A 23867-nucleotide genomic window follows, 5' to 3' on the forward strand; every position below is an offset into this window, starting at 1 on the left:
GTTATTTTGCCTCCTTAGTAGTTTGATTTTCTTTGTTTAAAAGAGGAAATCCTAATTTTTCACGTTCTGCGACAAAGATTTTCGCTACAGATTTAGCCAAGTTTCTGATGCGCGCTAAATATCCAGCTCGTTCCGTTACAGACACAGCACCACGAGCATCCAATAAATTAAATGTATGGCTACATTTCAAGATATAATCATAGGCTGGATGTACTAGGCTTTCATCAATACAACGTTTCGCTTCTTTTTCAAATTTATCAAAGTTTTCCAATAACATATCTTGATTGCTGATTTCAAATGAATACTTCGAATGTTCATACTCAGGCTGATTGAAAATTTCTCCGTACTTAACGCCTTCTGTCCATTCTAGATCATAAACACTTTCTACTTCTTGAATATAAGATGCTAGTCGCTCGATCCCGTACGTAATTTCCGAAGTAACTGGATGACAAGCTAATCCGCCTACTTGTTGGAAGTAGGTAAACTGAGTAATCTCCATGCCATCAAGCCAAACTTCCCAACCAAGACCTGCACATCCCATAGAAGGATTTTCCCAATTATCTTCAACAAAACGAATATCATGAGCTAAAGGATCGATCCCTAATAACTCTAAACTTTCTAAATATAATTCTTGAATATTTTCGGGCGATGGTTTCATGACTACTTGAAATTGATGATGTTGATATAAGCGGTTTGGATTTTCTCCATAACGGCCATCTGCCGGTCTTCTTGAAGGTTCTACATAAGCCGCATTCCAAGGTTCAGGGCCAATTGCTCGTAAAAAAGTATAAGGACTCATTGTCCCCGCCCCTTTTTCCGTATCATATGCTTGCATCAACATACAACCGTTTGATGACCAAAATTTTTGTAAAGTTAAAATCATTTCTTGTACAGTAAGTTTCTTTTCCATTGTGATCCTCCTAATTTAAAAGTGTAACAGGCTCTTCCAGCCCTGACAGAAAAATAGGAAAAAGTGATTGTGACGCTTTTTGTCTTTTTTCCGAAAAACTAGCCCGCGAAGCTAGATAATACAAAAGCTGAAAGAGCTCGGTCAGCCTCGAATGGAAAATAGGAAAAATTGACTGTGACACTTTTTATCACATTCATTTTTTATCTTTTTCCATTCTCATAAAACTAAACTACCTTTTTACAACGCTGTAACAACTGGATAAAACTCCATCACTTCATCTGGAACAACAGAAACTTCAACTTTCATGGTTTCTGTCAATTCCGTATTGATCTTGTATAACTTTTCGCTAGGGTTCGTTTCAAATTCTTCGATTTCTGTACCATCATTTTCCTTTATCTGAACCAACAGTCTAACAAGAGATAAAACTTTTAACTTGTTCTCTGTAAAATCAGCAGGGAAAAACGTTGCATTAAATTGCATGCTGTACCTCCTTTTCGATGATTTTAAAAATAGCAATAAAGTATTGTTCTCTTGAGCGCATAGGAGACGAGCTTTACCACTATTATTAAAGTGGTAATACAAAAAGTCCCTATGCCTCCAAGAGACATAGGGACGAATAATCGCGGTTCCACCCTACTTCCGATATCAACTATCGGCAGCTTCGTTTAAATATACTCAAAAGCGCCATTCAAAAGTTGCATGTACCTGGCTTACACTCTCCCAGATTCGCTATGACAGCAATTCTTTTTACTCTTCTTTTTCAACGTATTTATTTAATTACTCTTTATGATAATCTTTGATTGCTAAGATGTCAAATTATTTTTTAAGATTCAAACAGCATTCGAAAAAATTGTTCTTTTCTTTCAAAAATCATTGCCCAATCTTGATAGATTTTCGTTTCTTCCAATGTACGTTTGATAATTTTACCATCGATAAATTCATAAATTCTAGCGTTTGGAAAAAACAATAATACTGGGGAATGAGTAGCAATCACAAATTGTGAGTCGGCGTTTACTAACTCCTGCATTGCAACCATCAATTGCAATTGAGTGCTGAGAGACAAACCTGTTTCTGGTTCATCTAGTAGATAAAACCCTTGACCAAAAAAACGAGTTGTAACTAACTCATAAAACGATTCCCCTCTTGAATACTTGTGTAGCTCTCTTTCAAAAACACCTTCGCCGTCTTGGTCACGCAAATCAATATCAGTCATTAAATTATAATAGGATTCTGCTCGATAAAAATAACTGTCCCTTGGGTAATAGGGATACTTTATTGGTCGACTCGCTTCAACTAATAAAGATTGTTCTTCATAAGAAACAAATAAATTATTTTTTGAGCCACCTTCAAGATTTAAATCCATTAGTCCAGCTATTGTTTCTATAATAGTTGACTTTCCAGAGCCATTCTCACCAATCAAAAAAGTAACTGGAGTCTCAAAAATAAGTTGATTTAAATCAGTTAAAATAGGCAAATTAAAAGGAAATCGCGATGTTGATTTATTTTTATCATATTTTATCCCTTTAAGATACAGTTTTGTCATTATCTTCATCCTTTTTTTCACGCTTAGGCAACTTCAAGGTGTCTTCCCAACTTTTCATTTGATCGATAAATTTCTTACTCTTCAGATGAATCCCTACATACTCATCATATAATTCATCAATAGTTTGTCTTATCGCGGTTTTCGTCTCTGGCTTAACATTGATATCTTGAACCTTATCATAAGAAACAGCAGAAAAAAGACGAATGAAATGGATTGCTCTAGGATCAGCATGATAGCGATGGTTGTCAAGATGCCAATGTCGTTCACAAAGAACCCCACTATATTTTGAAGAATAATCAAACTTCCCTCGCGTTTCTTGGCAAACCGCACAATGTCTCCATTCTGGTGTAATACCGAAACGGCTTAATAATTGGATTTCAAAAATATTGGTGATAATCTCCGCATCTTTATTCTCGTTCAACAAGCGAAGTGCTTGCTGAACAAAATGGTACAAATTCGGATCGTATGTTCGATCATCGATTGCCGCATCAACTAAGTTCAAAATATACGTCGCGTAAGCATTAATAAAAATGTCTTCCTGAATCATTCGAAACGGTTGGACATCTTTACTTCCATTTAAAAATGACAATCCGTCTTCTCTATAATCACCGATATATAAAGCTTCTGTAAAAGGCAAAATTGCAGGACCGATTGGATTATTTTTACGATGTGCTCCTTTGACAAAAAACATCAATTTACCAAACGATTCCGTAAAAATCTTGACTAGCTTATCTTTTTCTTTGTAGTCCTTGGTAAATAAAATAATTCCTTTTGTTTCCCCTAAGGTCATGTTTTCGCCTCCTATATTTTCTAATCTATTTTAGCAGAGAAAGAAGCAAAAGAACAATCCCGTAATAATACAGAATTGTTCCTTCGTTTCTCATTAATAATCGTCTTTTCGATAACCAAAGTCTTGTAAATGAACTTTTTTATCACGCCAGTCTTTTTGCACTTTTACCCAAAGTTCTAAGTAAACTTTATCATCAAGTAAATGTTCAATATCTTGTCTAGCTTTTGTTCCGATTTGTTTGAGCATCTTGCCGCCCTTACCAATAATGATCCCTTTTTGGCTATCACGTTCCACGATGATTGTTGCTTGAATGCGTACTTTATCATTCTCATCACGTTTCATTGAATCAACTACAACGGCAACTGAATGAGGAATTTCATCTCTTGTAAGCAATAATACTTTTTCACGAACTAATTCAGATACAATAAAATATTCAGGGTGATCTGTTACTTGATCATCTGGAAAATACTGTGGACCCTCTGGCATTTGATCTACTAAAACATCCATCAAACGATCCACATTATTCCCTTCAGTAGCTGAAATAGGCACAACTTCTGCAAATTCCATTTGACTTGCATAATCTTCAATGATTCCCAAAAGCTGATCCGGATGAACCGTATCGATTTTATTGATCACGAGATAAACAGGGCTAGTCATTGTTTTAAGACGTTCAATGATGAAATCATCACCTTTACCTCTTTTTTGATCCGCACTGATCATGAAAAGCGTTGCATCCACTTCACGTAATGCGCTATAAGCTGTTTCAACCATAAAATCACCTAAACGATGTTTCGGCTTGTGAATACCAGGTGTATCGATAAAAACGATTTGTGCTTCTGGAACTGTATAAATACCTTGTATCTTATTTCTAGTTGTTTGAGCTTTATCACTCATAATCGCAATTTTTTGTCCGACAATTCGGTTCAGCAATGTAGATTTACCCACATTAGGTCTTCCTACGATCGCTACAAATCCGGATTTGTGTACGTCTGTCATTGTTTCTCTCCTCTATAAAAAATCTTGTAGTATCTGCCAAATTTTCGGGACAAACAACAGCACTCCAACAACCACAGCGAATCCCGTCGTTAAAAGAACTGCGCCTGCAGCCATATCTTTGATTTTCTTGCCAATTGGATGGAAATGAAAATCAGTCACCATATCAACCACATTTTCAAACACTGTATTAATAATCTCCATCACTAATACAAGAAAGATTGCAAGTAACAACCACAACCATTCTGAGATCGCTAATCGTAAAACAAAGCCAATAATGATCGCTGTAATCCCCATTAAAATATGTGTCCGCATGTTACGCTCTTCCTTAAATACTGTCTTGATCCCTTGAAGAGCAAACTCCAATGAGGCTATAAAATGTTTATTCTTCGCTGTCCGCTTATCTTTTGAGTCCATAGGCATCTAAGATCTCTTTCTGTAAACCAAACATTTCTTTCTCATCATCAGGTCCCATATGATCGTAACCATTTAAATGTAAAAAACCATGCACAGCCAAAAAACCTAATTCCCGTTCAAAAGAATGACCATATTCTGCTGCTTGTTCTGCCGCTCGTTCAGTCGATATCATGATATCTCCAAGGTTTCTAGGAAACGCTTCTGCTGCATCTTCAAAAATAATCGGCAGTTCATCTTCGCCTTCTTCTTCTAAAGCAAAGCTGATAACGTCTGTGGGTACATCTTTTCCACGGTAGTCTCTATTTATCACCTGAATACCTGCGTTATCCATAAATGCAACGGACATTTCAGTATCTTCAGATATTTTTAGAAAATCAGCTGCAAACTGCAGCAGACTTTCTACTTCTTCTAAATTTTCTTTTGATAAATTACTTGTTTCATCAATGAATGAAATATCCATTAGTCATCTCTCTTTTCTTGTTCATCTTTCATTTCTTCTGCTTCGGATTTCATTTTTGGATATTTAATTCTAGAATGGAATGTACTACATAACCCATTGACTAGAGACTTCTCGATGATCCGAATTTCTTTCATCGTTAAACCACAATCATCCAGTTGTCCATCTGCAATCCGATCTTGAATAACATTATGAACAAAAGCTTGGATTTTCTCGTTCGTTGGATGATCCATCGCACGGACCGCAGCCTCACATGTATCAGCAATACTAACGATTCCCGCTTCTCTAGTTTGAGGTTTAGGACCTGGATATCTGAAAACTGCTTCAGAAATATCTGGGTTTCGTTCTTTTGCTTTCACAAAGAAAAACTTCATTAAAGTCGTACCATGATGCTGGCGACAAATATCGATCACCATTTCAGGCATATGATAGTCTTCTAATATTTTAGCACCGTCAATAACATGACCAAAAATAATTTGTTTGCTGTCTTCTGGCAACAAGAAATTATGCGGATTTTCAGCTCCGGCTGGTAAGTTTTCAACAAAGAAATTCGCATGTTTGATTTTGCCAATATCATGATAATAACAAGCAACTCGTGTTAATAATGAACGGCCTCCGATTTCAGCTACTGCGTTTGCACTTAAACTTGCCACCATCATACTGTGGTGATACGTTCCTGGCGCTTCTTCAAGTAGTCGTTTCAGCAAAGGGTGATTTGGGTTACTTAGTTCATTTAAAACAATCACACTATCATCCGTTACAAGTAATTCAATATACGGATGAAGTCCCATTGTAGCAAGGAAAGACAATACAGTTCCAGCTAAAGCACAGATCATCATTGTCCATGATTTACCGTCAAAAAAGCTCATCCCTTGATAAACCATCAAAATAAAGTCTACACAAACAGGGAAAATAATGACCCAAAAAACGGCAACTAGTCCTTGTTCACCTATTCGCGTGCGTTTAACTACAGTTGCCAATAGACCAGAAAACATATAACTCACTAAAATAATCGTCAACGAGTTAGTTCCTATAGAATTATAAAACACGAATAATGAAAATATCACTTGGAAAACAGCAGCTAAAACCCCTGCTCTTCGACTTACAAAATAATTTAACACAAGAGGTGTAAAGGCTGCCGGGAAAAATAATGAAATATGCATCATTTGTTCGGTTTGAAAAATTTGGAAGAACTTCATCAATACGACACTTAAAGACATTGCACCTACATAGAACAAAATAAAATGTCTACGTCTGCCTTCCTCTGTCACTTGTTTTGTAAAGAATAATAAAACGAATACTTGCAAAACAATTGCTAAAGCTAAGGCCGCCATTGGAAATAGCGAAGTGCTTTGATTGGTCATACCTAATATTTCAAGTTTTTCCATCGCCTTACTGTCGATTTGCGTCCCTTCACGAACGATAATTTCACCTTGATAGATCATAGAAGGCGGAACAGCATCCATTGCATTTTGGCGCATTTCTTTTGTCTTTTTATCGTTAGCAAAATCATTCGCCACAATACCTTGATTTACAATATAACGAATTTCTTGCTGCATCGTACTAGTAACATCAAGGAATTGAATTTTTTCAATTGCACTTTGACGAATATTATCCAGATCAGCTTCTCGAACATGATCTTTCATTTTTTCATCTACGATTTTTAAGCTTTCAGTTTTTACTTGCTGAATCTGATTGTCATCTAATGAAAATATATTTTGATAAAATACATTTGGAAATTTTTGATAAAAAGCGACTTCGTCTTGATCCAACGATTCAAATTGAGCTTTTAGATTGGCAATTCTCTCTTCTATCGTTGGACTCGGGATCGTCTCATCTTTTTTAGCCTTCGCTTTTTTCTCTTCATAATCTTTTTCTGTCTTTTCATTTGCATTAACAATCAGCTTAAATAGTTTTTCAATTCGTTTATGCTGGATATCCGCTGTTTCTTCCTGATAAATATATTCAGGCGTAACAGCTTCTGCGGCCAACTTTTTCTTTTGCCCCGTTTCATAGGTATTTTCAACGTTTTTATTCGCTCGAATCGTATTTTCAGCAAGCTGACCTTCTTTTATTTCCACTCTTTTCTGATACACACTACCGAACATAATGATAAATAAAAAACATGAAAAAATTAGTACAAGTATAGGAATATAAGCCTTCCCAAATTTATCGCGTAATTTTAGTAACGAGTATTTCAACGGAATTTTCACTCCTTTCCGCAGGTTTTAAACTATTTTTGACTTTCTTTTTCATACGCTCGAATAATTTGAGCAACAACGGGATGCCTCACAACATCTCCAGCATCAAAATGGACAAACGCAATTTTATCGATAGACTGTAATGTTTTTTCTGCATGAATCAAGCCGCTAGCTACGCCTTTAGGTAAGTCGATCTGGCTTGTATCGCCATTGACGATCATTCTTGAATTAAAACCTAACCTTGTCAAAAACATCTTCATTTGGGCGACGGTTGTATTTTGTGCTTCATCAAGAATGACGAAAGCATCATCCAATGTCCGACCTCTCATATATGCTAATGGCGCAATTTCGATTACACCACGTTCCATTAAACGGTTCGTATGATCCATACCAAAAACTTGATACAACGCATCATAAACAGGGCGTAGATACGGATCGACTTTTTCTTTTAAATCACCTGGTAAAAAACCTAGACTTTCTCCTGCTTCAACAGCTGGACGAGTTAAAATAATTTTTTGGACTTCCCCTTTTTTTAGAGCTGATACAGCCATAACCACGGCTAGAAAGGTTTTTCCCGTTCCAGCTGGACCGATTCCAAAAATAATATCGCGTTTACGTACAGCATCGATATATCGTTTTTGTCCAACATTTTTGATCCGAATCGCTCTACCATGGTGATCTTTTAGGATTTCTTCTTCATACATGGTCACAAAGGCATCCAAATCGCCGCTTCTTGCCATTTTCAAAGCAGAGACAACGTCTGGCGTACTGATTTTGATGCCGCGTTGAATCAGTACTTGTAGCGTGCGCAGAACAGAAGCAATCAATTGGACCTCAGATTCTTCACCAAGTAATTGAATCGTCTCCCCCCGTGTGTTGATTGTTACTGCCGCATTTTCTTCTAAATATTTTATATGTTTATCATGGGTTCCTAAAAGCATACTCACATCATCAGAATCATTTAATTTCAATTCTAAAGATATTGACTGATTTTCTGTCAAAAAATGCCCATCTCCTTTATTTTTTCATTCTTTACAATCATACCATAATATTTATTTATTAAAAAGAGAGTGGGCTAAAACTAGAGGCTTGTTTTTCTTTCTTCACAGAAACTTAAATGCCTCTATTATTATCCCCATTTCTTTATCTGTTTTTTTTGGACAAAAAAACCAACGGAAATCCGTTGGCTTTTTCACTTTGACTAATTCTCTTGTAACAATTCTTTTACAATTGCATTGACCTGATTGCCGTCTGCTTTACCTTTTACTTCAGGCATTACAGCACTCATAACTTTACCAAATTCCTTTGGTGAAGACGCTCCGGTCTGATCAATTGCCGTTTGAACAATCTGACGAATTTCTTCATCTGAAAGTTGTTTTGGCATATATTTTTCAACAATTGCGATTTCGATTTTTACTTTGTCAGCAAGATCGTCACGTCCCGCTTTTTCAAACTCTGATAAAGAGTCTCTGCGTTGTTTCATCTCACGAGATAAAACTGTTAACTCTTCTTCTCCGTCCAAATCACGGCCAGTTTTAATCTGCTCATTTTGAATGGCTGCTTTCAGCATACGAAGTACAGATAAAGTATCTTTATCTTTTGACTTCATTGCTGTCTTTATATCGTCATTCAATGTTGTTAGTAATGACATACAACCAACTCCAATTCATCGAAAACTAGAATTTTTTACGTTTTCTAGCTGCTTCAGATTTTTTCTTACGCTTTACACTTGGTTTTTCGTAGAATTCACGTTTACGAGATTCTTGTAAAGTACCCGCTTTTGAAACGGAACGTTTGAAGCGACGAAGAGCATCGTCAAGAGATTCGTTTTTACGAACGACAGTTTTTGACATGTTAATTCCCTCCCTCCGAGCTTAAAAAGTAACCGTTTTTTATATTTATGAGTTATTTAACATAAATAAAATACCGTTCTTAATACATTATATCTAATGGTTATTTTAACGTCAACCTTTGTATTGAAAAAAAGCATAAAAAATTACCAAAATGAGTAAAGTTTTACACACATATGTAATATTCATGATTTTTTCAGAAAAAAACGATCATCTGCACTCCTCACAGCGACCAAAAATCTCAAATCGATGTCCTTCAATTTCACATCCGCTTAATTGTTCTTTGAAAAAGTCCATCGGGCACATGTGAATTTCTTTTGTTTTTCCGCAAACGGTGCAAATAAAATGATGGTGATGTCCTACTTCCTGACAACAATGAAAGCGGAACTTTTTTTCTCCGTTCAAATCAGTTGTTTCTAGCAGATCAAAGGTTTCAAAATCATGTAGGTTTCGGTAAATAGTATCGTAGCTCACCCCTTTATATTCTTGATTCATAAATTCATACACTTCTCTTGCAGAAATATAACGATTTCTCCTAATTAGATAGGTGATCATCGCTTCTCTTTTTTTTGTATATTTCAAGCCATTCTTTTTCATCACCGCTAACGACTGCTCTACTTTAGAATTTGACTGTGTCATTTGATAACCTCCAGTTCTTAAATCAAAATCATTACGAATAAGATTCATGAAGGTATGGTATAATAAATCTATAAAAAAAGCAAGAGAGGAATCATACTATGACAACGAATGAACAAAAAAAATGTGTGACGATCTTCGTCATTTCTGATTCAGCAGGCGAAACAGCTTCCAAATTAGCAGCAGCTTCTATGGCTCAATACCCTACCATCGACTTTTCGTTATTTAGAAGAACATTTGCTAAAGAAGAAGATAAACTTAGAAAAGCACTTGAAGATGCAAAACGTGAAAATGCCATGGTTTTACACACAATCGTAAATGATCGCTTAGTGAAGATTGCGAATGATTTTTTTGAAGAGCATAATTTATATCACTTTGATATTTTAACACCGCCAGTAGCTGAAATTGAGAGACTGACTGGCGTTGCACCTACCAGAGAACCTGGAGCCCTGCATCATTTGAATGAGAATTACTTTAAACGAATCGAAGCAATGGAATTCGCCGTAAAATATGACGATGGTAAAGATCCAAGAGGTTTCTTGGAAGCAGATGTACTCTTATTAGGTGTTTCTAGAACCTCAAAAACACCCCTTAGTTTATTTTTAGCAAATAAAAATTTGAAAGTAGCAAACTTACCTTTGATTCCAGAAGCTCATTTGCCAAAACAATTATGGGAAACTAATCCTAAAAAAATCGTAGGACTGACAAATGATCCAGATATCTTAAACGGTATCCGTAAAGAAAGAATGAGAACTTATGGTCTACCTGCTGATACTTCTTATTCAGATATTGAAAAAATCAGAAAAGAATTAACATTTGCAAATGATTTATATGAAAAACTAGGTTGTGTGGTTATCAATGTAGCTTCCTTATCGATTGAAGAAACAGCTTCAATGATTTTGAATGCTTTAAATTTGGAAGATCATAGTTATTATGCAACGGAATCCCCTGAAGCCTAATAGATAAATAAAAAACTAAGAGCATTAGTATGAGGTAAAAAACAACCTCACTGCTCTTAGTTTTTTTAAAACACTTGAATACCTTCTTTGTCTATCGACAACACATTGATTGTAGCTGATTGAGGAAATTTTTCTAGTTCTTGAACCATTTGATCTGTTTTTTCCTCAGGAGACAAAATCAATACTGTTGGACCAGCACCGCTTAAAAATGCGCCATACGATCCGACTTTATGACTAAGAGCTCGAATTTCATCTAAATGTGGAACTAGTTTTTTTCGATATGCTTCATGCCAACGATCTTTCTCCATCATTAAACCAGCCAAAGGCAAATTACCATTCAAAATTGCAGCAATCATTACGTTCGCGATCGAACTTGCTTGAACAGCTTCTTTATAAGGAATCGAAGTCGGAAGTACACTTCGGCTTTCAGATGTCAATAGATGAACATCCGGAATATAAGCAATCACATCGCACATTGGAAAATGATGTTTCACAGAGTGAACTTCACCATCAACATAACTCGCAACAACAAAATCTCCACAGATAGCTGGAGCAACATTGTCTGGATGACCTTCAATTTCAGTAGCTATCTGTACTTTTTCCTTTTGAGATAAATTCAAATTTCCTAGTCGATTGGCAAGTTCAATGCCACCAACAATTACACTAGAACTACTACCTAAACCTCTAGCTAAAGGAATATCTGACGTCATTTTCAACACTTTTGGTGAAAGATCAGGAGCTAATTTTAGTGCTGTTTGAATTAATAGATTTGTAGCATCCGTCGGGATGTCACTCCCTAAAGAGTGTATAATTTTCCACTCTTTAGTATTTTCCAAAACTTCGATATTAAGATATTGCGACAAGGCAATACCACATGAGTCAAAACCCGGACCTAGATTTGCGCTGGTTGCGGGAATTCTTATTTTCATAGTTCTGACACTCCATTACGTAAATGCATCCGCATTTCTTCTAAATCACTCATTTTAGAGATTTTTACATCGGTTGCATTGATTGCGGTATCAGGATCTTTCAATCCATTACCAGTGAAAACAGCTACGACCGTTTCTCCTTGTTTGATTTTTCCATTTTTCACATGTTGGATTACACCTGCTAAAGAAGCGGCTGAGCCTGGTTCAACAAATACACCATCTTGTGCAGCAACTTTTCGGTAAGCATTCAGAATTTCTTCATCGGTTACTGAATCGATATGTCCCTTCGATTCATCACGAGCAGCTTCGGCTAATGTCCAACTAGCTGGATTTCCAATACGGATCGCTGTCGCAATTGTCTCAGGTTGTTCGATTACTTCACCTTTCACGATTGCTGCAGCTCCTTCTGCTTCAAAACCATGCATTCGTGGTAAAAGTGTTCCTTTTTTATCATGCCATTCTTTAAAGCCTTTCCAGTATGCAGAGATATTCCCAGCATTTCCAACTGGAATTGCTAAAACATCAGGCGCTTGTCCAAGTTGTTCGCAGACTTCAAAAGCTGCTGTCTTTTGACCTTCTAAGCGATAAGGATTCACTGAATTAACTAGTGCTACGGCTTCTGTTTCAGCAATATCACGAACAGCTTTCAACGCTTCATCAAAATTGCCTGGAATCGAGATGATATCTGCACCATAAATAATTGCTTGCGCGAGTTTGCCCATTGCAATTTTGCCATCTGGAATAACCACATAGGCTTTAACACCTGCTCTTGTAGCATAAGCAGCAGCTGCTGCACTTGTATTTCCTGTTGACGCACAAACGATTGCTTTTGCGCCTTCTTCAACAGCTTTAGCAACAGCCATAACCATTCCGCGGTCTTTGAACGATCCAGTCGGATTCAGGCCTTCATATTTTCCATATAAATTGATGCCTAATTCCTTTGACAAACTGTGTAGCGGAATTAATGGTGTATTTCCTTCAGCCAATGAAATCATTGGTGTATTATCTGTGATTGGTAAGTATTCCTTATATTGTTTTAATAATCCTTCATACATTGATTAATCCTCCAATACTTTAAATGTATTTAATAGTTCGAATCCATCTGTTGATTCGATTTCATTTGTTACTTGCTTCATTTGTTCTTTGGTAATTGTATGTGTGATTGCCACGATTCTAGCTCGAGTACCGTCAGATTTTTGCTGAACTAACTGATCAAAACTAACATTTGCTTCAGTCATTATCTGAGTTAACTTCAAAATTTGACCATGTCGATCCGGCACTTCGATTGAGAAATAGTACTTTCCAGAAATTGTTTCATCTGCTGCTAATTTAGTATCATGTTGATAGGAATTAAACATATGTCCTGTCGTTCCTAAACGGATATTTTTGGCAATTGTGATGATATCACTAACGACACTTGTTGCAGTTGGCTTAGCACCTGCACCTGGCCCATAATACATTGACTCACCAACACCTGAACTTTCGATAAAAACTGCATTAAATTCATTACGAACCGAAGCGATCGGATGCGATTTAGCCACAAGCATCGGACCAACTTCAACCGCAATACTGCCCTCTTGATTTTCAGAAGAACCGATCAACTTCACTTCATAGCCTAATTGAGCAGCCATTTCAACATCATCTAAAGACAGACCACGAATACCTCGCGTATCCACTTGATCCAATCGAATGTTCATCCCAAAAGCAAACTGGCTTAAAATAACCATTTTATAGGCTGCATCAATACCATCCACGTCATTCGTTGGATCAGATTCAGCGAATCCTAACTCTTGGGCTTCTTTTAATGCTTGATTATATGACTTTTTCTCAGAAACCATCTGTGTCAGCATATAATTTGTCGTTCCATTGACGATTCCTAACACCTTTTGGATATTGTCAGCAGCTAAACTATTGGCAATCGTGCGCAAAATAGGAATACCGCCGGCAACACTTGCTTCATAATATAAATCACAATGATTCTTTTGAGCTAAAGCTACAAGCTCACTGCCATGTTGAGCCAAAAGATCTTTGTTTGCAGTTACAATATGTTTCCCATTTTCTAGTGCTTTGGTAATGAAGGTTTTTGCTGGTTCTACTTTTCCTATTAATTCTACAATAATCTTGATTTCATCATCATTGATAATATCCTCGATCTGTGTTGTGAGCTGAATATCAAATTTCTCAGCCAGACGTCTTTTTTCTTCTTCATCACGTACTAAAGCTTTTGAAATAACGATTTCCATTCCCGTCACTTGCGAAATTTTCTCTTGATGCTCTTGTAAAATTGTTGGTACACCAGATCCAACTGTACCTAGTCCAAGCAAACCAATTTTTAATTTTTCCTTCATTCTTCTTCCTCCAACTATAAAATTAGAAACATTTCATTTTCTTCTAATAAAACATGTTTCTAGTATACCCAACTGACGCAAAAAAAACTACCCTTTTCTTTGAATTTCCCATGGGAATCCTAGAAAAGGTGAGTTATTGGTGTTTGATATGTTCAAAGGTTTGATTAAGAATATCAATAACATGGTGGTCGTCAAGTGTATAATAAATTGTTTTTCCTTCGCGTCTGGATCTTACTACATGGCTGTCTCGTAATAGTTTCAATTGATGAGAAACGGCTGACTGTTCCATCGAAAGCTGGTCTCCTATTGCGGTTACATTTAGCTCTCCTTTTTTTAACAGAAGTAAAATTCGTAATCTAGTTGGATCACTCAACACTTTGTATAACTGACTTACTTTTTGAATTTCATCTATTTCTTTCATCGCTGAGCTTCCTTTCATCTTTTCCTCTTGCTTATTATAGCAAACTTTTTTCAAAAGAGGATAGAATTTTTCTTTCATACATGATCAAAAAAAGACAAATAGGATAAATTAAAGTCCTACTTGCCTTTCGAAATTTATTCTTCTTAGCTGTTCGCTTGTTTGACTGCATCGATCACAGCATATCTAAATCCATTTTTTTCTAAAGCCGTAACACCTTTGATCGTGCTGCCTCCTGGAGATGTGACACCATCTTTTAGCTCTCCTGGATGTTTTTTAGTTTCAATAGCAAGTTTGGCAGATCCTAACATCATTTGCGCAATGATTTCATATGAAAGAGCACGAGGCATGCCCTCTAACACGGCACCATCCGCTAATGCTTCCATGAATATATCAACAAATGCTGGGCTGCATCCAGCAACCGTACCAAATGTACCTAGAATATTTTCGCTAACTTCTTCAACTTTCCCCAAAGATTCCAATACACGAGTCGCTTCAGCTTTTGATTCAACTGGCATATCATCTGCAAAAACTGCACCGATCATTCCAGCATTGACGCTGACAGGCGTGTTAGGAATAGCATGAACCACATGGATTTCTTTGCCTAAAATAGCTTGGGCTTCTTCTACAGTATGTCCTGTCGCAACCGAAATAAGAATTGTGTCTTTGGTCATATTCGGCGCGGCTTGTTTTAAAATCTCTAAAACGATTCTAGCTCCTGTAGCTATAAAAATCACTTGGCATTCTTTTAAAGCAGTATAGTCTTTGATCAATTTGAATCCGAGTTTCTCTTGCAGTGCTTCAGCGGTACCGCTTGAACCACCTTTGACGAATAAATTCTCTGGTACTACTGTTTTAGCTTTTAACAGGCCTTCAATCATCGCACTGCCCATGTGACCGGCGCCGATAAATCCAATATTCATATCTACCACTCCTTATAATAGTAAAAATCAAGGGACTGAAATAAAACTTCTTTCCAGTTTTTTCAGTCCCATTCATTTTATTCAGTTAATGCGTTAACTGCTTGCTCAAAATTTTTGATTTTTTGATCAGCTTCTATTTGAGAATCAGCCTTCGTTGCCAAATAAAATTTAATCTTGGGTTCAGTTCCAGATGGACGGATCGCAATCCAGCTACCATCTTCCAAGAAATATTTTAATACATCTGACGGTGGAGTCGTCAATGCTTCAACTTTTCCATCAGTGAATGTTCTTGTCAATTCTTTGAAATCTTCCGTTTTCGTTACGTTGATATTAGCAAATGAAGTAGGCGCTTCTTCACGAAATTTTTTCATTAGCGCTTTAATTTTTTCGCTGCCTTCAATTCCGCTCAAGGTTACTGAAATTGTTTTTTCTTCAAAATAACCATACTCTTTGAAAATGTCTTGTAAACCATCATAAAGTGTTTTTCCTTGTTTCTTGTAGAAAGCCGCAACTTCCGCCAATAAAACAAGTGCTTGGATCGCATCTTTATCGCGAACGAAGGATTTTACTAAATAACCATAACTTTCTTCAAAGCCAAACATAAAGGTTTGAGAATGATCTTCTTCATATTGTTCGATTTTTTCTGCAATAAACTTAAATCCTGTTAAGACATCTATCATTTTTGTGTTGTATTTCGCTGTAATCGCAGTTGCTAATTCACTGGACACGATAGATTTCAAGACAACAGCATTTTCTGGTAAAGTTCCTGCTTGTTTATGCGCTTCTAGAATATATTGAATCATGATCGATCCTAATTGGTTACCTGTTAAAACTTGATAACTACCATCTGGTAAACGAACTGCTGCACCTAAACGGTCAGCATCCGGATCTGTTGCAATCAATAAATCAGCATCTTCTTTTTCTCCTAGACGGATAGCATATTCAAAAGCCGAGTGCTCTTCTGGATTTGGTGATTTGACCGTTGTAAAATCAGGGTCAGCAATTGCTTGTTCTGGAACAAGTACAAATTTTTTGAACCCAGCTTGTTTCAAGGCTTTTTCACCTGGCATTTTCCCAGTTCCATGTAATGGCGTATAAACCAATTTTAATTCTTTACCCATTTCATTGATCAATTCTTGGTTGATCGTAACTTTTTTAACTTCTTTCAAGTACGCAGTATCGACCTCTTCACCAATGATTGTTATCAAATTACTCTCTTTTGCTTGATCGTCGGTTAGGACTTCAACCTTTAACGGGTTTTCAATTTCACGAACATATTTAGTCAGAGCATCAGCATCTGCCGGTGGCATTTGTCCACCGTCTGCGCCGTAAACTTTATAGCCGTTGTAAGCTGCTGGATTATGAGAAGCTGTGATCATGATTCCTGAAAATGCATTTAAGTGACGAACTGCAAAAGACAGCTCAGGCGTTGGCCGTAAACTTTCAAAAACAAAAGCAGGAATATCATGTTGCGCTAACGTTTTTGCCGCTTCCATTGCAAATTCTGGTGACATATGACGAGAGTCGTAAGCAATTGCAACTCCCCGTCTTTTTGCCTCAGGTCCTTCAGCATCCATAAAACGAGCCAACCCTTCAGTTGCTTGACGGATCGTAAAAATATTCATCCGATTGATTCCGGCACCTAAAATACCACGCATACCAGCCGTTCCAAACTCTAAAGGTGCATAAAAAGCATCCTCACATTTTTCAGGATTTTCTTTCAAATCGTTCAATTCTTTTTTTAAATTTTCTGGTATATTTTCTTCATTTATCCACTGTTCATAGACTTGTTCCCAAGACATGTTTAGCACCTCTTTCTATCATTTATATTCTACCCATTAGTAAGTATATCATTCTAGCACTTTAGAAGAAAGTAATGGACTGCAAAAAATATCCTCTAAAAACCAATTTCAACTATTGCTTCAGTAGATGTTGAAATTTTAACAATTGCTCCGTCAGTATTATTGGCTCTGCTGCAAAATAATCCGAAAATTTTTGACTCCAACGTTTCGTCTCTCTTGCTTCCCCAAATGCTTCCATTGTCTCATTATATTGTTCGATCAATGTATACGCATATGGATGGTAGCGATCATAATGAATAACAGCCGGCTCCGGCAAACGTGGTTTGACTTTCATCTCAACAATTGGCTTTCCAATGCTCAACCCAAATAACGGAAACGTATACTTTGGCAGCTCCAATAATCGGCTGATTTCTTTTCCATGTTTACGGATACTCCCAACCACCACTGAGCCTAATCCTAAACTTTCAGTAGCAATCACAGCATTTTCAAGCGCCAAAGCAGCATCAGTCGTAGCTAAAATAACCGGCTCAATACTTTCATCGATAGGATATAAGCTTTCATGGGCCGTACTGACCATCTTCGTACGGTGAAGATCTCCGATAAATAGTAAAAAGACAGAGCTTTTAAGCATATGGGGATTACCGGGATTCCACTTGACTAATTGTTCACGAAGCTTCTTTTCCTGAATAACGATAATACTGTAAAATTGACCATTCATCCAACTAGGGGCTTGTCGAGCCGCATCTAATATCTCCTGCAAGTCCTCTTTGGATATAACATGATTCTCGTCAAAATCACGATAACTACGTCGATTTTTCAATATCTCAATTGTTTTATTCATATTGATTCCCTCCATTTATCCTTATTTTATCATAGTGATTTGGAATCAAAAGCTATTTCTTTTGTGACTTTTAGCAATTTTTCTTTAAAAATCAGCAATTTTTTTTCATCAACTCTAGTGAAATTAATCCGAATGCTGTCTTGATTTTCACTAAAGAAGAAACTCGGTGCAATCAGTAAGCCTTCTTGTAAAAAGACTGCCCAATCTTTTGGCCGAAGGGTTCCATGTTTCCATTTTGCCCATATATAAAAGCCCCCTTTAGGCATACTTACATCCCATTCTTTCATTTCATCTAACACATCGAAAACGGCTTTACCTCTTTGTTCTACTGTTTGCTTTAGATGAGCTATTTTGTTGGAAAAATCTTTATCTGTTAAGGCTAAATTCGCCAATAGTTGTGGGAAAATACTTAATGAAAAATCCATCATCTTTCTCGCTTCTGCTAATTGTTGATTCACTGAAGTTGGGGCACTCAACCAGCCTATTTTAGTTGTTGAGCCAAGTATTTTTGATAGAGAGCCAATGTACAAGACATTTTCTGGATCTAATTTTTTTAACGGGGGGATTTGATCTGTAGAGACAAAATTCAGTTTAGCGAAAACATCATCTTCTAAAATTGGAATTTGATAATTTTGACATAGTTCAACCAATGCTTTTCTGCGTTTCATCGACATCGTCTTTCCAGTCGGATTTTGGAAGGATGGATTGACCATGACCATTTTGACCCGATGTTGACGAATCATTTTTTCAAGAGACTCCAAGTTGATTCCGTCTTGATCCATTTTCACACCATAAAGACGGATGCCAGCTGCTTGAAAAATTGGGAGTGCATAAAGAAATGAAGGATCTTCGATCGCTACACTATCACCTGATTGCAGCAATACTTGTAAAATTAAAAATAAAGCTTGTTGCGCACCAGACGTGATCAAGAGACTTTCTGGCGGAAGAGAAAAACCATATTCTTTTTTAGTCTCACGGCTGATTGATTGCCTTAGGGGCAGATAACCTAGGTCATCTTGCTGTTCTTCTTCCAAAAAGTGTTTCCATGTCAATGGTGGAAATGAGAAACTTGGAATTAAATCCATTGGCAATTCTCCTGTATATAAATCCAAGACATGCTCATCTGATTGCTTGATCAGCCTTTCAATTTGTTCAGTAAAGGGATCGACTTTAGCAAAGGCATTTTGTTCTAGATAACGACGCCAGTCTGTTCTTGGTGTTGTGCTGATTCCCCACTTCCCCTCGTTGACGATCGTTCCGCTACCTTGCTTTCTGATGATCCAGCCTAAAGAAACAAGTTCGTCTAATGCATGTACAACCGTAGAACGATTGACTTGAAAGTAATTTGCCAATTTTCTTTCTGAAGGTAAACGTTCACCTGGTAAAAGATCGCCATTTTTTATATAGTAGAGAATTAGCTCGATGATACTTACGTATATCGGGACGCCTTTTTCTTTTTTTAGTGACCACATTTTTTTTGCCTCCTTATTTATTTTGTTGAAGAGTGTGATTGTTTTGATTTTTATAGGTATTTATTATAGTCTTATCAGGAGTTCTTACTTGCTAATTGGTTAAACTTAATAAAAGATAAGAGCATGTAACAACTCTCCTTCCAGTCGTCTTGTACTGCTCATCATCGAATCACTTTGTTCTCCGTGATTCAAAACTAAGGAACAACTCTCCTTCCAGTCGTCTTGTACTGCTCATCATCGAATCACTTCGTTCTCCGTGATTCGCAGCAATTGGATGACCTGAAAATAACCCAATTGGCTGTTTTTGTCAACTTATGTTTGTTTTACAATACGTATATCAAAATATTTCCGAATAGAGGTTGGACAATGATAAAAAAAGTATTAACTGTTGCTGGTTCTGATTCTAGTGGCGGTGCAGGTATTCAAGCGGATTTAAAAACGTTTGAGGAGTATGGAACATTTGGTTTTTCGGCGTTAACTAGTATTGTGACAATGGACCCCGATGAAGACTGGAGTCACACTGTTACTCCGATTGAGCCTGTTTTAGTGGAAAAACAATTAAAAACTATTTTTGCAGGTGGCGCTCTTGACGCTATGAAAACGGGGATGCTTGGAACCATCGAAGCAATCGAAATAACTCGAGCTTATATTGATAAATTTGAAATGAACAATATCGTAATTGATCCCGTAATGGCCTGCAAAGGAACAAGTGAATTATTGCAACCTGAAAATGTAGCAGCAATGACTCGCTTACTGTTACCTAAAGCAACTATAACAACACCAAACTTAGTGGAAGCAGGAATTTTATCTGGAATGGGTGATTTGACTTCTGTTGAGCAAATGAAAGAAGCCGCAAAAAATATCATTGATTTGGGTCCTAAAAGCGTTGTGATCAAAGGTGGTCATCGCTTAAAAGCGGACAAAGCGATTGATCTTTTTTATGATGGAACTGATTTCACGATCTTTGAAGAGAAACTATTTGCAACTGATTATAACCACGGAGCAGGCTGTACTTTTGCGGCAGCCGTTACTGCTGGTTTTGCAAAAGGCTATTCAGTTGTTGATTCTGTATCGCTAGCAAAAAAATTCGTAGCCGCAGCAATCAAAAACGGTCAAAAAATCAATCCTTTTCTTGGTCATGTTTGGCATGGAGCTTATAATCATGCGCAAGATCGAATGACAGACAATTAGGGAGTGACAGAATGAATAAAAAAAACTCAACGACATCCATTGTATTAGTTGGATTATTTGCTGCATTGACCGTTCTTGGAACAATGATTAAAATTCCTATGCCCACTGGGGCTTTTGCTCACTTGGGTAATTCAGTTTTACTGCTGGCTGTACTTTTGATTGGCTACAAAAGAGGGGCTCTGGCTGGGGGGCTAGGTTTTGCAATTTTTGATGTTTTAAATGGTTTTGCTGCTGAAGCTCCTTATTTTATTCTAGAAAGCTTTATTGTTGGCGGTGCAGCAGCATTGACGATCTTATTTTTCCATCAAAATATCGATGCTATTTGGAAAATCATTGTAGTTGCTGCTATAACTGGACTTGCCAAAATCATTATGACTCAAATAAAAAATACTGTAATGGGACTTCTTGCAGGAGCAGACTTTAATGTATCTTTCGCAAGTGCTTTATCGAAACTACCTGCTACGTTCATTAATGTAGCGACAACCATCGTTATTGTGACACTTGTTTATTTCCCGTTAAAAAAAGCTATGAACATCATCTTTACAAGACAATCATTTTAGTTATTTCTATAAAAAAGGCGAGGCAAAACGAACTATCCGTTTTGCCTCGCTCTCTTTTTTATTCATTTTTACTAAATATACTTTCCAGTATGCCAAAAGCAATCCCAGCTATTGGAAAAATAATCCAATTTGTACTCCAGTTTCTTAGGAAAAATCCTTGGCATAAAAAGACTGCAACAATGATCGGCCAATAAATTTTTTCAAGGGTTTGTAACCAAACTGGCTTTTTGCTGTTTCGTTCAGCTTTTGCTCTTGGCCCTAATTCTCCTTCATCTGAAATAAAATAAGTTTGTTCAAGCATTTTTGTGAAACTTCCCATGATCACGCCGCCAAAAATAAAGAAGAAAACACCGAATGAAGCTAAGAAAAACATACACCCGACACCAAATAATTCATTTCCTTCCGAAGGATCCAATAGAGTGAACAAAGCGACAGGAGTCACCGATAAAATGCATAGTGATACTCCAACCACCATACAAAAAACAAAGGAACGGTGAAAATTCTCTTTTCGTTTTTTCATTTCATTTTTTACTTGCATTGGAATAAAATGATCATCCAGCTTCTTGTTTGAGTTGACCATGCTCGTTCCAGCGATAATAAATAAAGGAACGCCAATGGCTGCACCGATAAAGAAAAATAACAACCCAAAACCTACACCATAATTCTCACCAGATAATCCCATAGATGTAAAAAATGCTGCTGCTCCAATCATGATCGTCATAACACCAAGTCCAATTAGCGTAGCTCCTTTGCGTTGAACATTTAAAAAGTTAATTGAATCATCTATGGTGATTTCATCTATCTCAAATCCTTTTTCATCGATAAAATCTTGTTTTATGTTCATTTCTTCTACTAATTCATCAATCGATCCAAACTCTGAGATTACGCCACCGATCGCTTCGTTTTCAGATTTCCCTTGTTTTTTTAAATCCTCATACCGATCTTCTGCACTTGCTAGTAGATCCTCTTTCAATTGTTTAGTCTGGCTTGTTTCAGCTATTCCTAAAAATAAACTGTCGATATAATCCTGAATAGTTTTCATTATTTTTCCTCCTTGATAAAGCGCTCAACGACTTTTTTTGTTAGTATCCATTCTGCTATTTTTTCTTCTAAATATTCTTTGCCAGTCATCGTGATTTTATAGTAAGTTCTTTTTTTACCATGAGTGATTTGTCCTGGAAAAGATTCAATAAATCCATTCTTTTCTAAACGGTTAAAGGCAGAATACAATGTCGTTTCCTTAATCGAATAATTATTTTCTGAAATTTCCGTGATTCTTTTAGAAATTGCGTAACCATAAGAATCACCTTCCTGCAATACAGATAAAATAAATGTATCATTATACCCTCTGATTGCATCACTGCCAATCATTGAATCACCTCCGATTACTTCATCTGACGTACTACGTCTGTCGTTGTAATTATCATAACACTATTACTACGACAGGTAAAGTAAAATTAATCAAAAATAAAAAAGAAGCGTAAAACACGCTCCTTTTCTAGGTTTGATTAAATTGTATCGCCATTAAAAATTGAATTTTTCACAATTACATAATCAACTTTACGAATGGCTTCAAGATCACGACCACCCGCATAAGAAATTGAAGATTGTAAATCTTGCTGCATTTCTGTAAGTGTATCAGCTAAACTGCCTTTATGTTGAATCCAGATTTTCTTACCTTCAACATTTTTCTTTTCACCTTTTTGAAATTCAGAAGCACTACCGAAATATTCTTTATAGACAACGCCATTTTCTACTTTTGTTTCACCTGGAGATTCTTCATGACCTGCAAATAGTGAACCAATCATCACCATCGTTGCGCCAAAACGAACTGATTTTGCGACATCGCCCGGTGTACGAATTCCGCCATCTGCAATGATTGGTTTTCGAGCAGCTTTCGCGCACCAACGTAGTGCCGCTAATTGCCAACCACCTGTTCCAAATCCTGTTTTGATTTTCGTGATACAAACTTTACCAGGACCGATTCCGACTTTTGTCGCATCCGCTCCAGCATTTTCTAATTCACGAACAGCTTCAGGTGTCCCGACATTTCCAGCGATAACAAAAGTATCAGGTAAATGCTTTTTCAAATGTTGGATCATATTGATCACTGCATTGGAATGACCATGTGCAATATCAATCGTTACATAATCAGGTACCAAATTACGTTCCGCTAATTCTTCTACAAAACCATATTCAGCTTCTTTTACACCCACACTAATAGATGCAATCAAACTTTTAGCATTCATTTTTTCAATAAATGGAATTCGAGCATTTTCATCAAAGCGGTGCATAATATAAAAATAATTATTTTTTGCTAAAAATTCCGCAATTTCTTCATCAATAATCGTCTGCATGTTAGCAGGTACGACCGGCATTTTAAAGGTATGTTTCCCTAATTTCACCACTGTATCACATTCAGAACGACTGTTCACGATACATTTGTTTGGAATCAACTGGACATCTTCGTAATCAAAAACTTTCATACTGTATTGCCTCCTAGTAAGTTCTAATAAAACACGCAAAAACACGAACATTAAACAGAAAATAGTTCGCATTTTCGAACACCTATGCTAATTTACACTATTCATATACAAAAGTCAAAGGTAAATAACGAAAAATATACC

The 23867-nt window shown here is 36.7% G+C and carries 26 protein-coding genes and 1 other annotated feature; of the genes, 3 read left to right on the plus strand and 23 right to left on the minus strand.

The genetic code is table 11. The annotated features are described in order from the left end of the window. Position 1 precedes the first annotated feature (1 nt). The 12 genes from glyQ to IGL98_RS10040 all read right to left on the minus strand — a co-directional run bounded on the left by glyQ (position 2) and on the right by IGL98_RS10040 (position 9800). Positions 2-910, minus strand: a complete 909-nt coding sequence (gene glyQ / locus IGL98_RS09985; RefSeq protein ID WP_206911348.1) for a glycine--tRNA ligase subunit alpha — start codon at positions 908-910, stop codon at positions 2-4. Positions 911-1147: 237 nt separating this feature from the next. Then, complete coding sequence (locus IGL98_RS09990) at positions 1148-1390, minus strand: hypothetical protein (protein WP_206846784.1); 243 nt, start codon at positions 1388-1390, stop codon at positions 1148-1150. A gap of 125 nt (positions 1391-1515) precedes the next feature. Then, positions 1516-1683: a binding site (T-box leader), on the minus strand. A 50-nt stretch (positions 1684-1733) separates the two neighbouring features. Further along, the gene (locus tag IGL98_RS09995) at positions 1734-2453 is read right to left on the minus strand and encodes an AAA family ATPase (protein ID WP_206846783.1); all 720 of its coding nucleotides are present in this window, start codon (positions 2451-2453) and stop codon (positions 1734-1736) included. After that, positions 2434-3243, minus strand: coding sequence for a DNA repair protein RecO (recO, locus tag IGL98_RS10000; protein ID WP_206846782.1), 810 nt, complete (start codon positions 3241-3243; stop codon positions 2434-2436). Before recO ends, IGL98_RS09995 begins: the two co-directional genes overlap by 20 nt. Positions 3244-3336: 93 nt before the next feature. Further along, positions 3337-4239 carry a GTPase Era gene (gene era / locus IGL98_RS10005; RefSeq protein WP_206911349.1) on the minus strand — a complete coding sequence of 301 codons (903 nt, stop codon included), beginning with the start codon at positions 4237-4239 and terminating at the stop codon, positions 3337-3339. 12 nt (positions 4240-4251) lie between these two features. Beyond that, positions 4252-4659, minus strand: coding sequence for a diacylglycerol kinase family protein (locus tag IGL98_RS10010; RefSeq protein ID WP_277989038.1), 408 nt, complete (start codon positions 4657-4659; stop codon positions 4252-4254). After that, positions 4637-5113 (minus strand): rRNA maturation RNase YbeY, encoded by a 477-nt coding sequence (ybeY, locus tag IGL98_RS10015; RefSeq protein WP_206846780.1) that lies wholly within the window; start codon positions 5111-5113, stop codon positions 4637-4639. Before ybeY ends, IGL98_RS10010 begins: the two co-directional genes overlap by 23 nt. Beyond that, positions 5113-7311, minus strand: a complete 2199-nt coding sequence (locus IGL98_RS10020; RefSeq protein ID WP_206911350.1) for an HD family phosphohydrolase — start codon at positions 7309-7311, stop codon at positions 5113-5115. The genes ybeY and IGL98_RS10020 overlap by 1 nt, the downstream gene beginning before the upstream one ends. 32 nt (positions 7312-7343) lie before the next feature. Further along, positions 7344-8312 carry a PhoH family protein gene (locus IGL98_RS10025; RefSeq protein ID WP_206846778.1) on the minus strand — a complete coding sequence of 323 codons (969 nt, stop codon included), beginning with the start codon at positions 8310-8312 and terminating at the stop codon, positions 7344-7346. A gap of 200 nt (positions 8313-8512) precedes the next feature. Further along, on the minus strand, positions 8513-8962 hold the full coding sequence (locus IGL98_RS10030) for a GatB/YqeY domain-containing protein (RefSeq protein WP_206911351.1): 450 nt from the start codon (positions 8960-8962) through the stop codon (positions 8513-8515). A gap of 25 nt (positions 8963-8987) precedes the next feature. Continuing rightward, positions 8988-9164 carry a 30S ribosomal protein S21 gene (gene rpsU, locus IGL98_RS10035; protein ID WP_002356740.1) on the minus strand — a complete coding sequence of 59 codons (177 nt, stop codon included), beginning with the start codon at positions 9162-9164 and terminating at the stop codon, positions 8988-8990. 207 nt (positions 9165-9371) lie between these two features. Continuing rightward, positions 9372-9800, minus strand: a complete 429-nt coding sequence (locus tag IGL98_RS10040; protein ID WP_206846775.1) for a Fur family transcriptional regulator — start codon at positions 9798-9800, stop codon at positions 9372-9374. A 98-nt stretch (positions 9801-9898) separates the two neighbouring features. Between IGL98_RS10040 and IGL98_RS10045 the strand changes: the two genes are divergently transcribed. Continuing rightward, positions 9899-10756 (plus strand): pyruvate, water dikinase regulatory protein, encoded by an 858-nt coding sequence (locus IGL98_RS10045; RefSeq protein ID WP_206846773.1) that lies wholly within the window; start codon positions 9899-9901, stop codon positions 10754-10756. 65 nt (positions 10757-10821) lie between these two features. On the opposite strand, the gene thrB is transcribed toward IGL98_RS10045, so the two are convergent. The 8 genes from thrB to IGL98_RS10085 all read right to left on the minus strand — a co-directional run bounded on the left by thrB (position 10822) and on the right by IGL98_RS10085 (position 19489). Continuing rightward, on the minus strand, positions 10822-11685 hold the full coding sequence (gene thrB / locus IGL98_RS10050; RefSeq protein WP_206846772.1) for a homoserine kinase: 864 nt from the start codon (positions 11683-11685) through the stop codon (positions 10822-10824). After that, a complete protein-coding gene (gene thrC / locus IGL98_RS10055; RefSeq protein ID WP_206846770.1) occupies positions 11682-12740 on the minus strand; it encodes a threonine synthase in 1059 nt (352 codons plus the stop codon). Before thrC ends, thrB begins: the two co-directional genes overlap by 4 nt. A 3-nt stretch (positions 12741-12743) precedes the next feature. Continuing rightward, positions 12744-14033, minus strand: a complete 1290-nt coding sequence (locus tag IGL98_RS10060; RefSeq protein WP_206911352.1) for a homoserine dehydrogenase — start codon at positions 14031-14033, stop codon at positions 12744-12746. A gap of 133 nt (positions 14034-14166) precedes the next feature. After that, on the minus strand, positions 14167-14454 hold the full coding sequence (locus IGL98_RS10065) for an ArsR/SmtB family transcription factor (RefSeq protein WP_069644856.1): 288 nt from the start codon (positions 14452-14454) through the stop codon (positions 14167-14169). Between the two features lie 143 nt (positions 14455-14597). Continuing rightward, positions 14598-15374 carry a pyrroline-5-carboxylate reductase gene (gene proC, locus IGL98_RS10070; RefSeq protein WP_206911353.1) on the minus strand — a complete coding sequence of 259 codons (777 nt, stop codon included), beginning with the start codon at positions 15372-15374 and terminating at the stop codon, positions 14598-14600. A 77-nt stretch (positions 15375-15451) separates the two neighbouring features. Then, on the minus strand, positions 15452-17176 hold the full coding sequence (locus tag IGL98_RS10075; RefSeq protein WP_206846765.1) for a phospho-sugar mutase: 1725 nt from the start codon (positions 17174-17176) through the stop codon (positions 15452-15454). Between the two features lie 112 nt (positions 17177-17288). Continuing rightward, on the minus strand, positions 17289-18017 hold the full coding sequence (locus IGL98_RS10080; protein WP_206911354.1) for a nitroreductase family protein: 729 nt from the start codon (positions 18015-18017) through the stop codon (positions 17289-17291). A gap of 29 nt (positions 18018-18046) precedes the next feature. Next, positions 18047-19489 carry a PLP-dependent aminotransferase family protein gene (locus IGL98_RS10085; protein WP_206846763.1) on the minus strand — a complete coding sequence of 481 codons (1443 nt, stop codon included), beginning with the start codon at positions 19487-19489 and terminating at the stop codon, positions 18047-18049. A 366-nt stretch (positions 19490-19855) separates the two neighbouring features. Between IGL98_RS10085 and thiD the strand changes: the two genes are divergently transcribed. Then, complete coding sequence (thiD, locus tag IGL98_RS10090; RefSeq protein ID WP_206846762.1) at positions 19856-20680, plus strand: bifunctional hydroxymethylpyrimidine kinase/phosphomethylpyrimidine kinase; 825 nt, start codon at positions 19856-19858, stop codon at positions 20678-20680. Between the two features lie 11 nt (positions 20681-20691). After that, complete coding sequence (locus IGL98_RS10095) at positions 20692-21240, plus strand: ECF transporter S component (protein WP_206846761.1); 549 nt, start codon at positions 20692-20694, stop codon at positions 21238-21240. 58 nt (positions 21241-21298) lie between these two features. On the opposite strand, the gene IGL98_RS10100 is transcribed toward IGL98_RS10095, so the two are convergent. The 3 genes from IGL98_RS10100 to guaC form a co-directional block, all read right to left on the minus strand. Continuing rightward, positions 21299-22282: a permease prefix domain 1-containing protein gene (locus IGL98_RS10100; RefSeq protein WP_206911355.1), complete on the minus strand. Its 984-nt coding sequence runs from the start codon at positions 22280-22282 to the stop codon at positions 21299-21301. Continuing rightward, complete coding sequence (locus tag IGL98_RS10105) at positions 22282-22611, minus strand: PadR family transcriptional regulator (protein WP_206846758.1); 330 nt, start codon at positions 22609-22611, stop codon at positions 22282-22284. The genes IGL98_RS10100 and IGL98_RS10105 overlap by 1 nt, the downstream gene beginning before the upstream one ends. 137 nt (positions 22612-22748) lie before the next feature. Then, on the minus strand, positions 22749-23726 hold the full coding sequence (gene guaC, locus IGL98_RS10110) for a GMP reductase (protein ID WP_206911356.1): 978 nt from the start codon (positions 23724-23726) through the stop codon (positions 22749-22751). Between the last annotated feature and the right edge of the window lie 141 nt (positions 23727-23867).

Source organism: Enterococcus sp. DIV0840, assembly GCF_050527835.1.
Lineage (GTDB): Bacteria > Bacillota > Bacilli > Lactobacillales > Enterococcaceae > Enterococcus_L > Enterococcus_L ureasiticus.

Excerpts from the sequence above, each read along its gene's own strand:
- glyQ (WP_206911348.1), bottom strand. The coding sequence starts at position 910 with ATGGAAAAGAAACTTACTGTACAAGAAATGATTTTAACTTTACAAAAA.
- IGL98_RS09990 (WP_206846784.1), bottom strand. The coding sequence starts at position 1,390 with ATGCAATTTAATGCAACGTTTTTCCCTGCTGATTTTACAGAGAACAAG.
- thrC (WP_206846770.1), bottom strand. The coding sequence starts at position 12,740 with ATGTATGAAGGATTATTAAAACAATATAAGGAATACTTACCAATCACA.
- thrB (WP_206846772.1), bottom strand. The coding sequence starts at position 11,685 with ATGAAAATAAGAATTCCCGCAACCAGCGCAAATCTAGGTCCGGGTTTT.
- IGL98_RS10080 (WP_206911354.1), bottom strand. The coding sequence starts at position 18,017 with ATGAATAAAACAATTGAGATATTGAAAAATCGACGTAGTTATCGTGAT.
- guaC (WP_206911356.1), bottom strand. The coding sequence starts at position 23,726 with ATGAAAGTTTTTGATTACGAAGATGTCCAGTTGATTCCAAACAAATGT.
- IGL98_RS10040 (WP_206846775.1), bottom strand. The coding sequence starts at position 9,800 with ATGACACAGTCAAATTCTAAAGTAGAGCAGTCGTTAGCGGTGATGAAA.
- IGL98_RS10060 (WP_206911352.1), bottom strand. The coding sequence starts at position 14,033 with ATGAAGGAAAAATTAAAAATTGGTTTGCTTGGACTAGGTACAGTTGGA.
- IGL98_RS10075 (WP_206846765.1), bottom strand. The coding sequence starts at position 17,176 with ATGTCTTGGGAACAAGTCTATGAACAGTGGATAAATGAAGAAAATATA.
- ybeY (WP_206846780.1), bottom strand. The coding sequence starts at position 5,113 with ATGGATATTTCATTCATTGATGAAACAAGTAATTTATCAAAAGAAAAT.
- era (WP_206911349.1), bottom strand. The coding sequence starts at position 4,239 with ATGACAGACGTACACAAATCCGGATTTGTAGCGATCGTAGGAAGACCT.
- proC (WP_206911353.1), bottom strand. The coding sequence starts at position 15,374 with ATGAATATTGGATTTATCGGCGCCGGTCACATGGGCAGTGCGATGATT.
- rpsU (WP_002356740.1), bottom strand. The coding sequence starts at position 9,164 with ATGTCAAAAACTGTCGTTCGTAAAAACGAATCTCTTGACGATGCTCTT.
- recO (WP_206846782.1), bottom strand. The coding sequence starts at position 3,243 with ATGACCTTAGGGGAAACAAAAGGAATTATTTTATTTACCAAGGACTAC.
- IGL98_RS10100 (WP_206911355.1), bottom strand. The coding sequence starts at position 22,282 with ATGAAAACTATTCAGGATTATATCGACAGTTTATTTTTAGGAATAGCT.
- IGL98_RS09995 (WP_206846783.1), bottom strand. The coding sequence starts at position 2,453 with ATGACAAAACTGTATCTTAAAGGGATAAAATATGATAAAAATAAATCA.
- thiD (WP_206846762.1), top strand. The coding sequence starts at position 19,856 with ATGATAAAAAAAGTATTAACTGTTGCTGGTTCTGATTCTAGTGGCGGT.
- IGL98_RS10030 (WP_206911351.1), bottom strand. The coding sequence starts at position 8,962 with ATGTCATTACTAACAACATTGAATGACGATATAAAGACAGCAATGAAG.
- IGL98_RS10065 (WP_069644856.1), bottom strand. The coding sequence starts at position 14,454 with ATGAAAGAAATAGATGAAATTCAAAAAGTAAGTCAGTTATACAAAGTG.
- IGL98_RS10095 (WP_206846761.1), top strand. The coding sequence starts at position 20,692 with ATGAATAAAAAAAACTCAACGACATCCATTGTATTAGTTGGATTATTT.
- IGL98_RS10010 (WP_277989038.1), bottom strand. The coding sequence starts at position 4,659 with ATGCCTATGGACTCAAAAGATAAGCGGACAGCGAAGAATAAACATTTT.
- IGL98_RS10105 (WP_206846758.1), bottom strand. The coding sequence starts at position 22,611 with ATGATTGGCAGTGATGCAATCAGAGGGTATAATGATACATTTATTTTA.
- IGL98_RS10045 (WP_206846773.1), top strand. The coding sequence starts at position 9,899 with ATGACAACGAATGAACAAAAAAAATGTGTGACGATCTTCGTCATTTCT.
- IGL98_RS10085 (WP_206846763.1), bottom strand. The coding sequence starts at position 19,489 with ATGTGGTCACTAAAAAAAGAAAAAGGCGTCCCGATATACGTAAGTATC.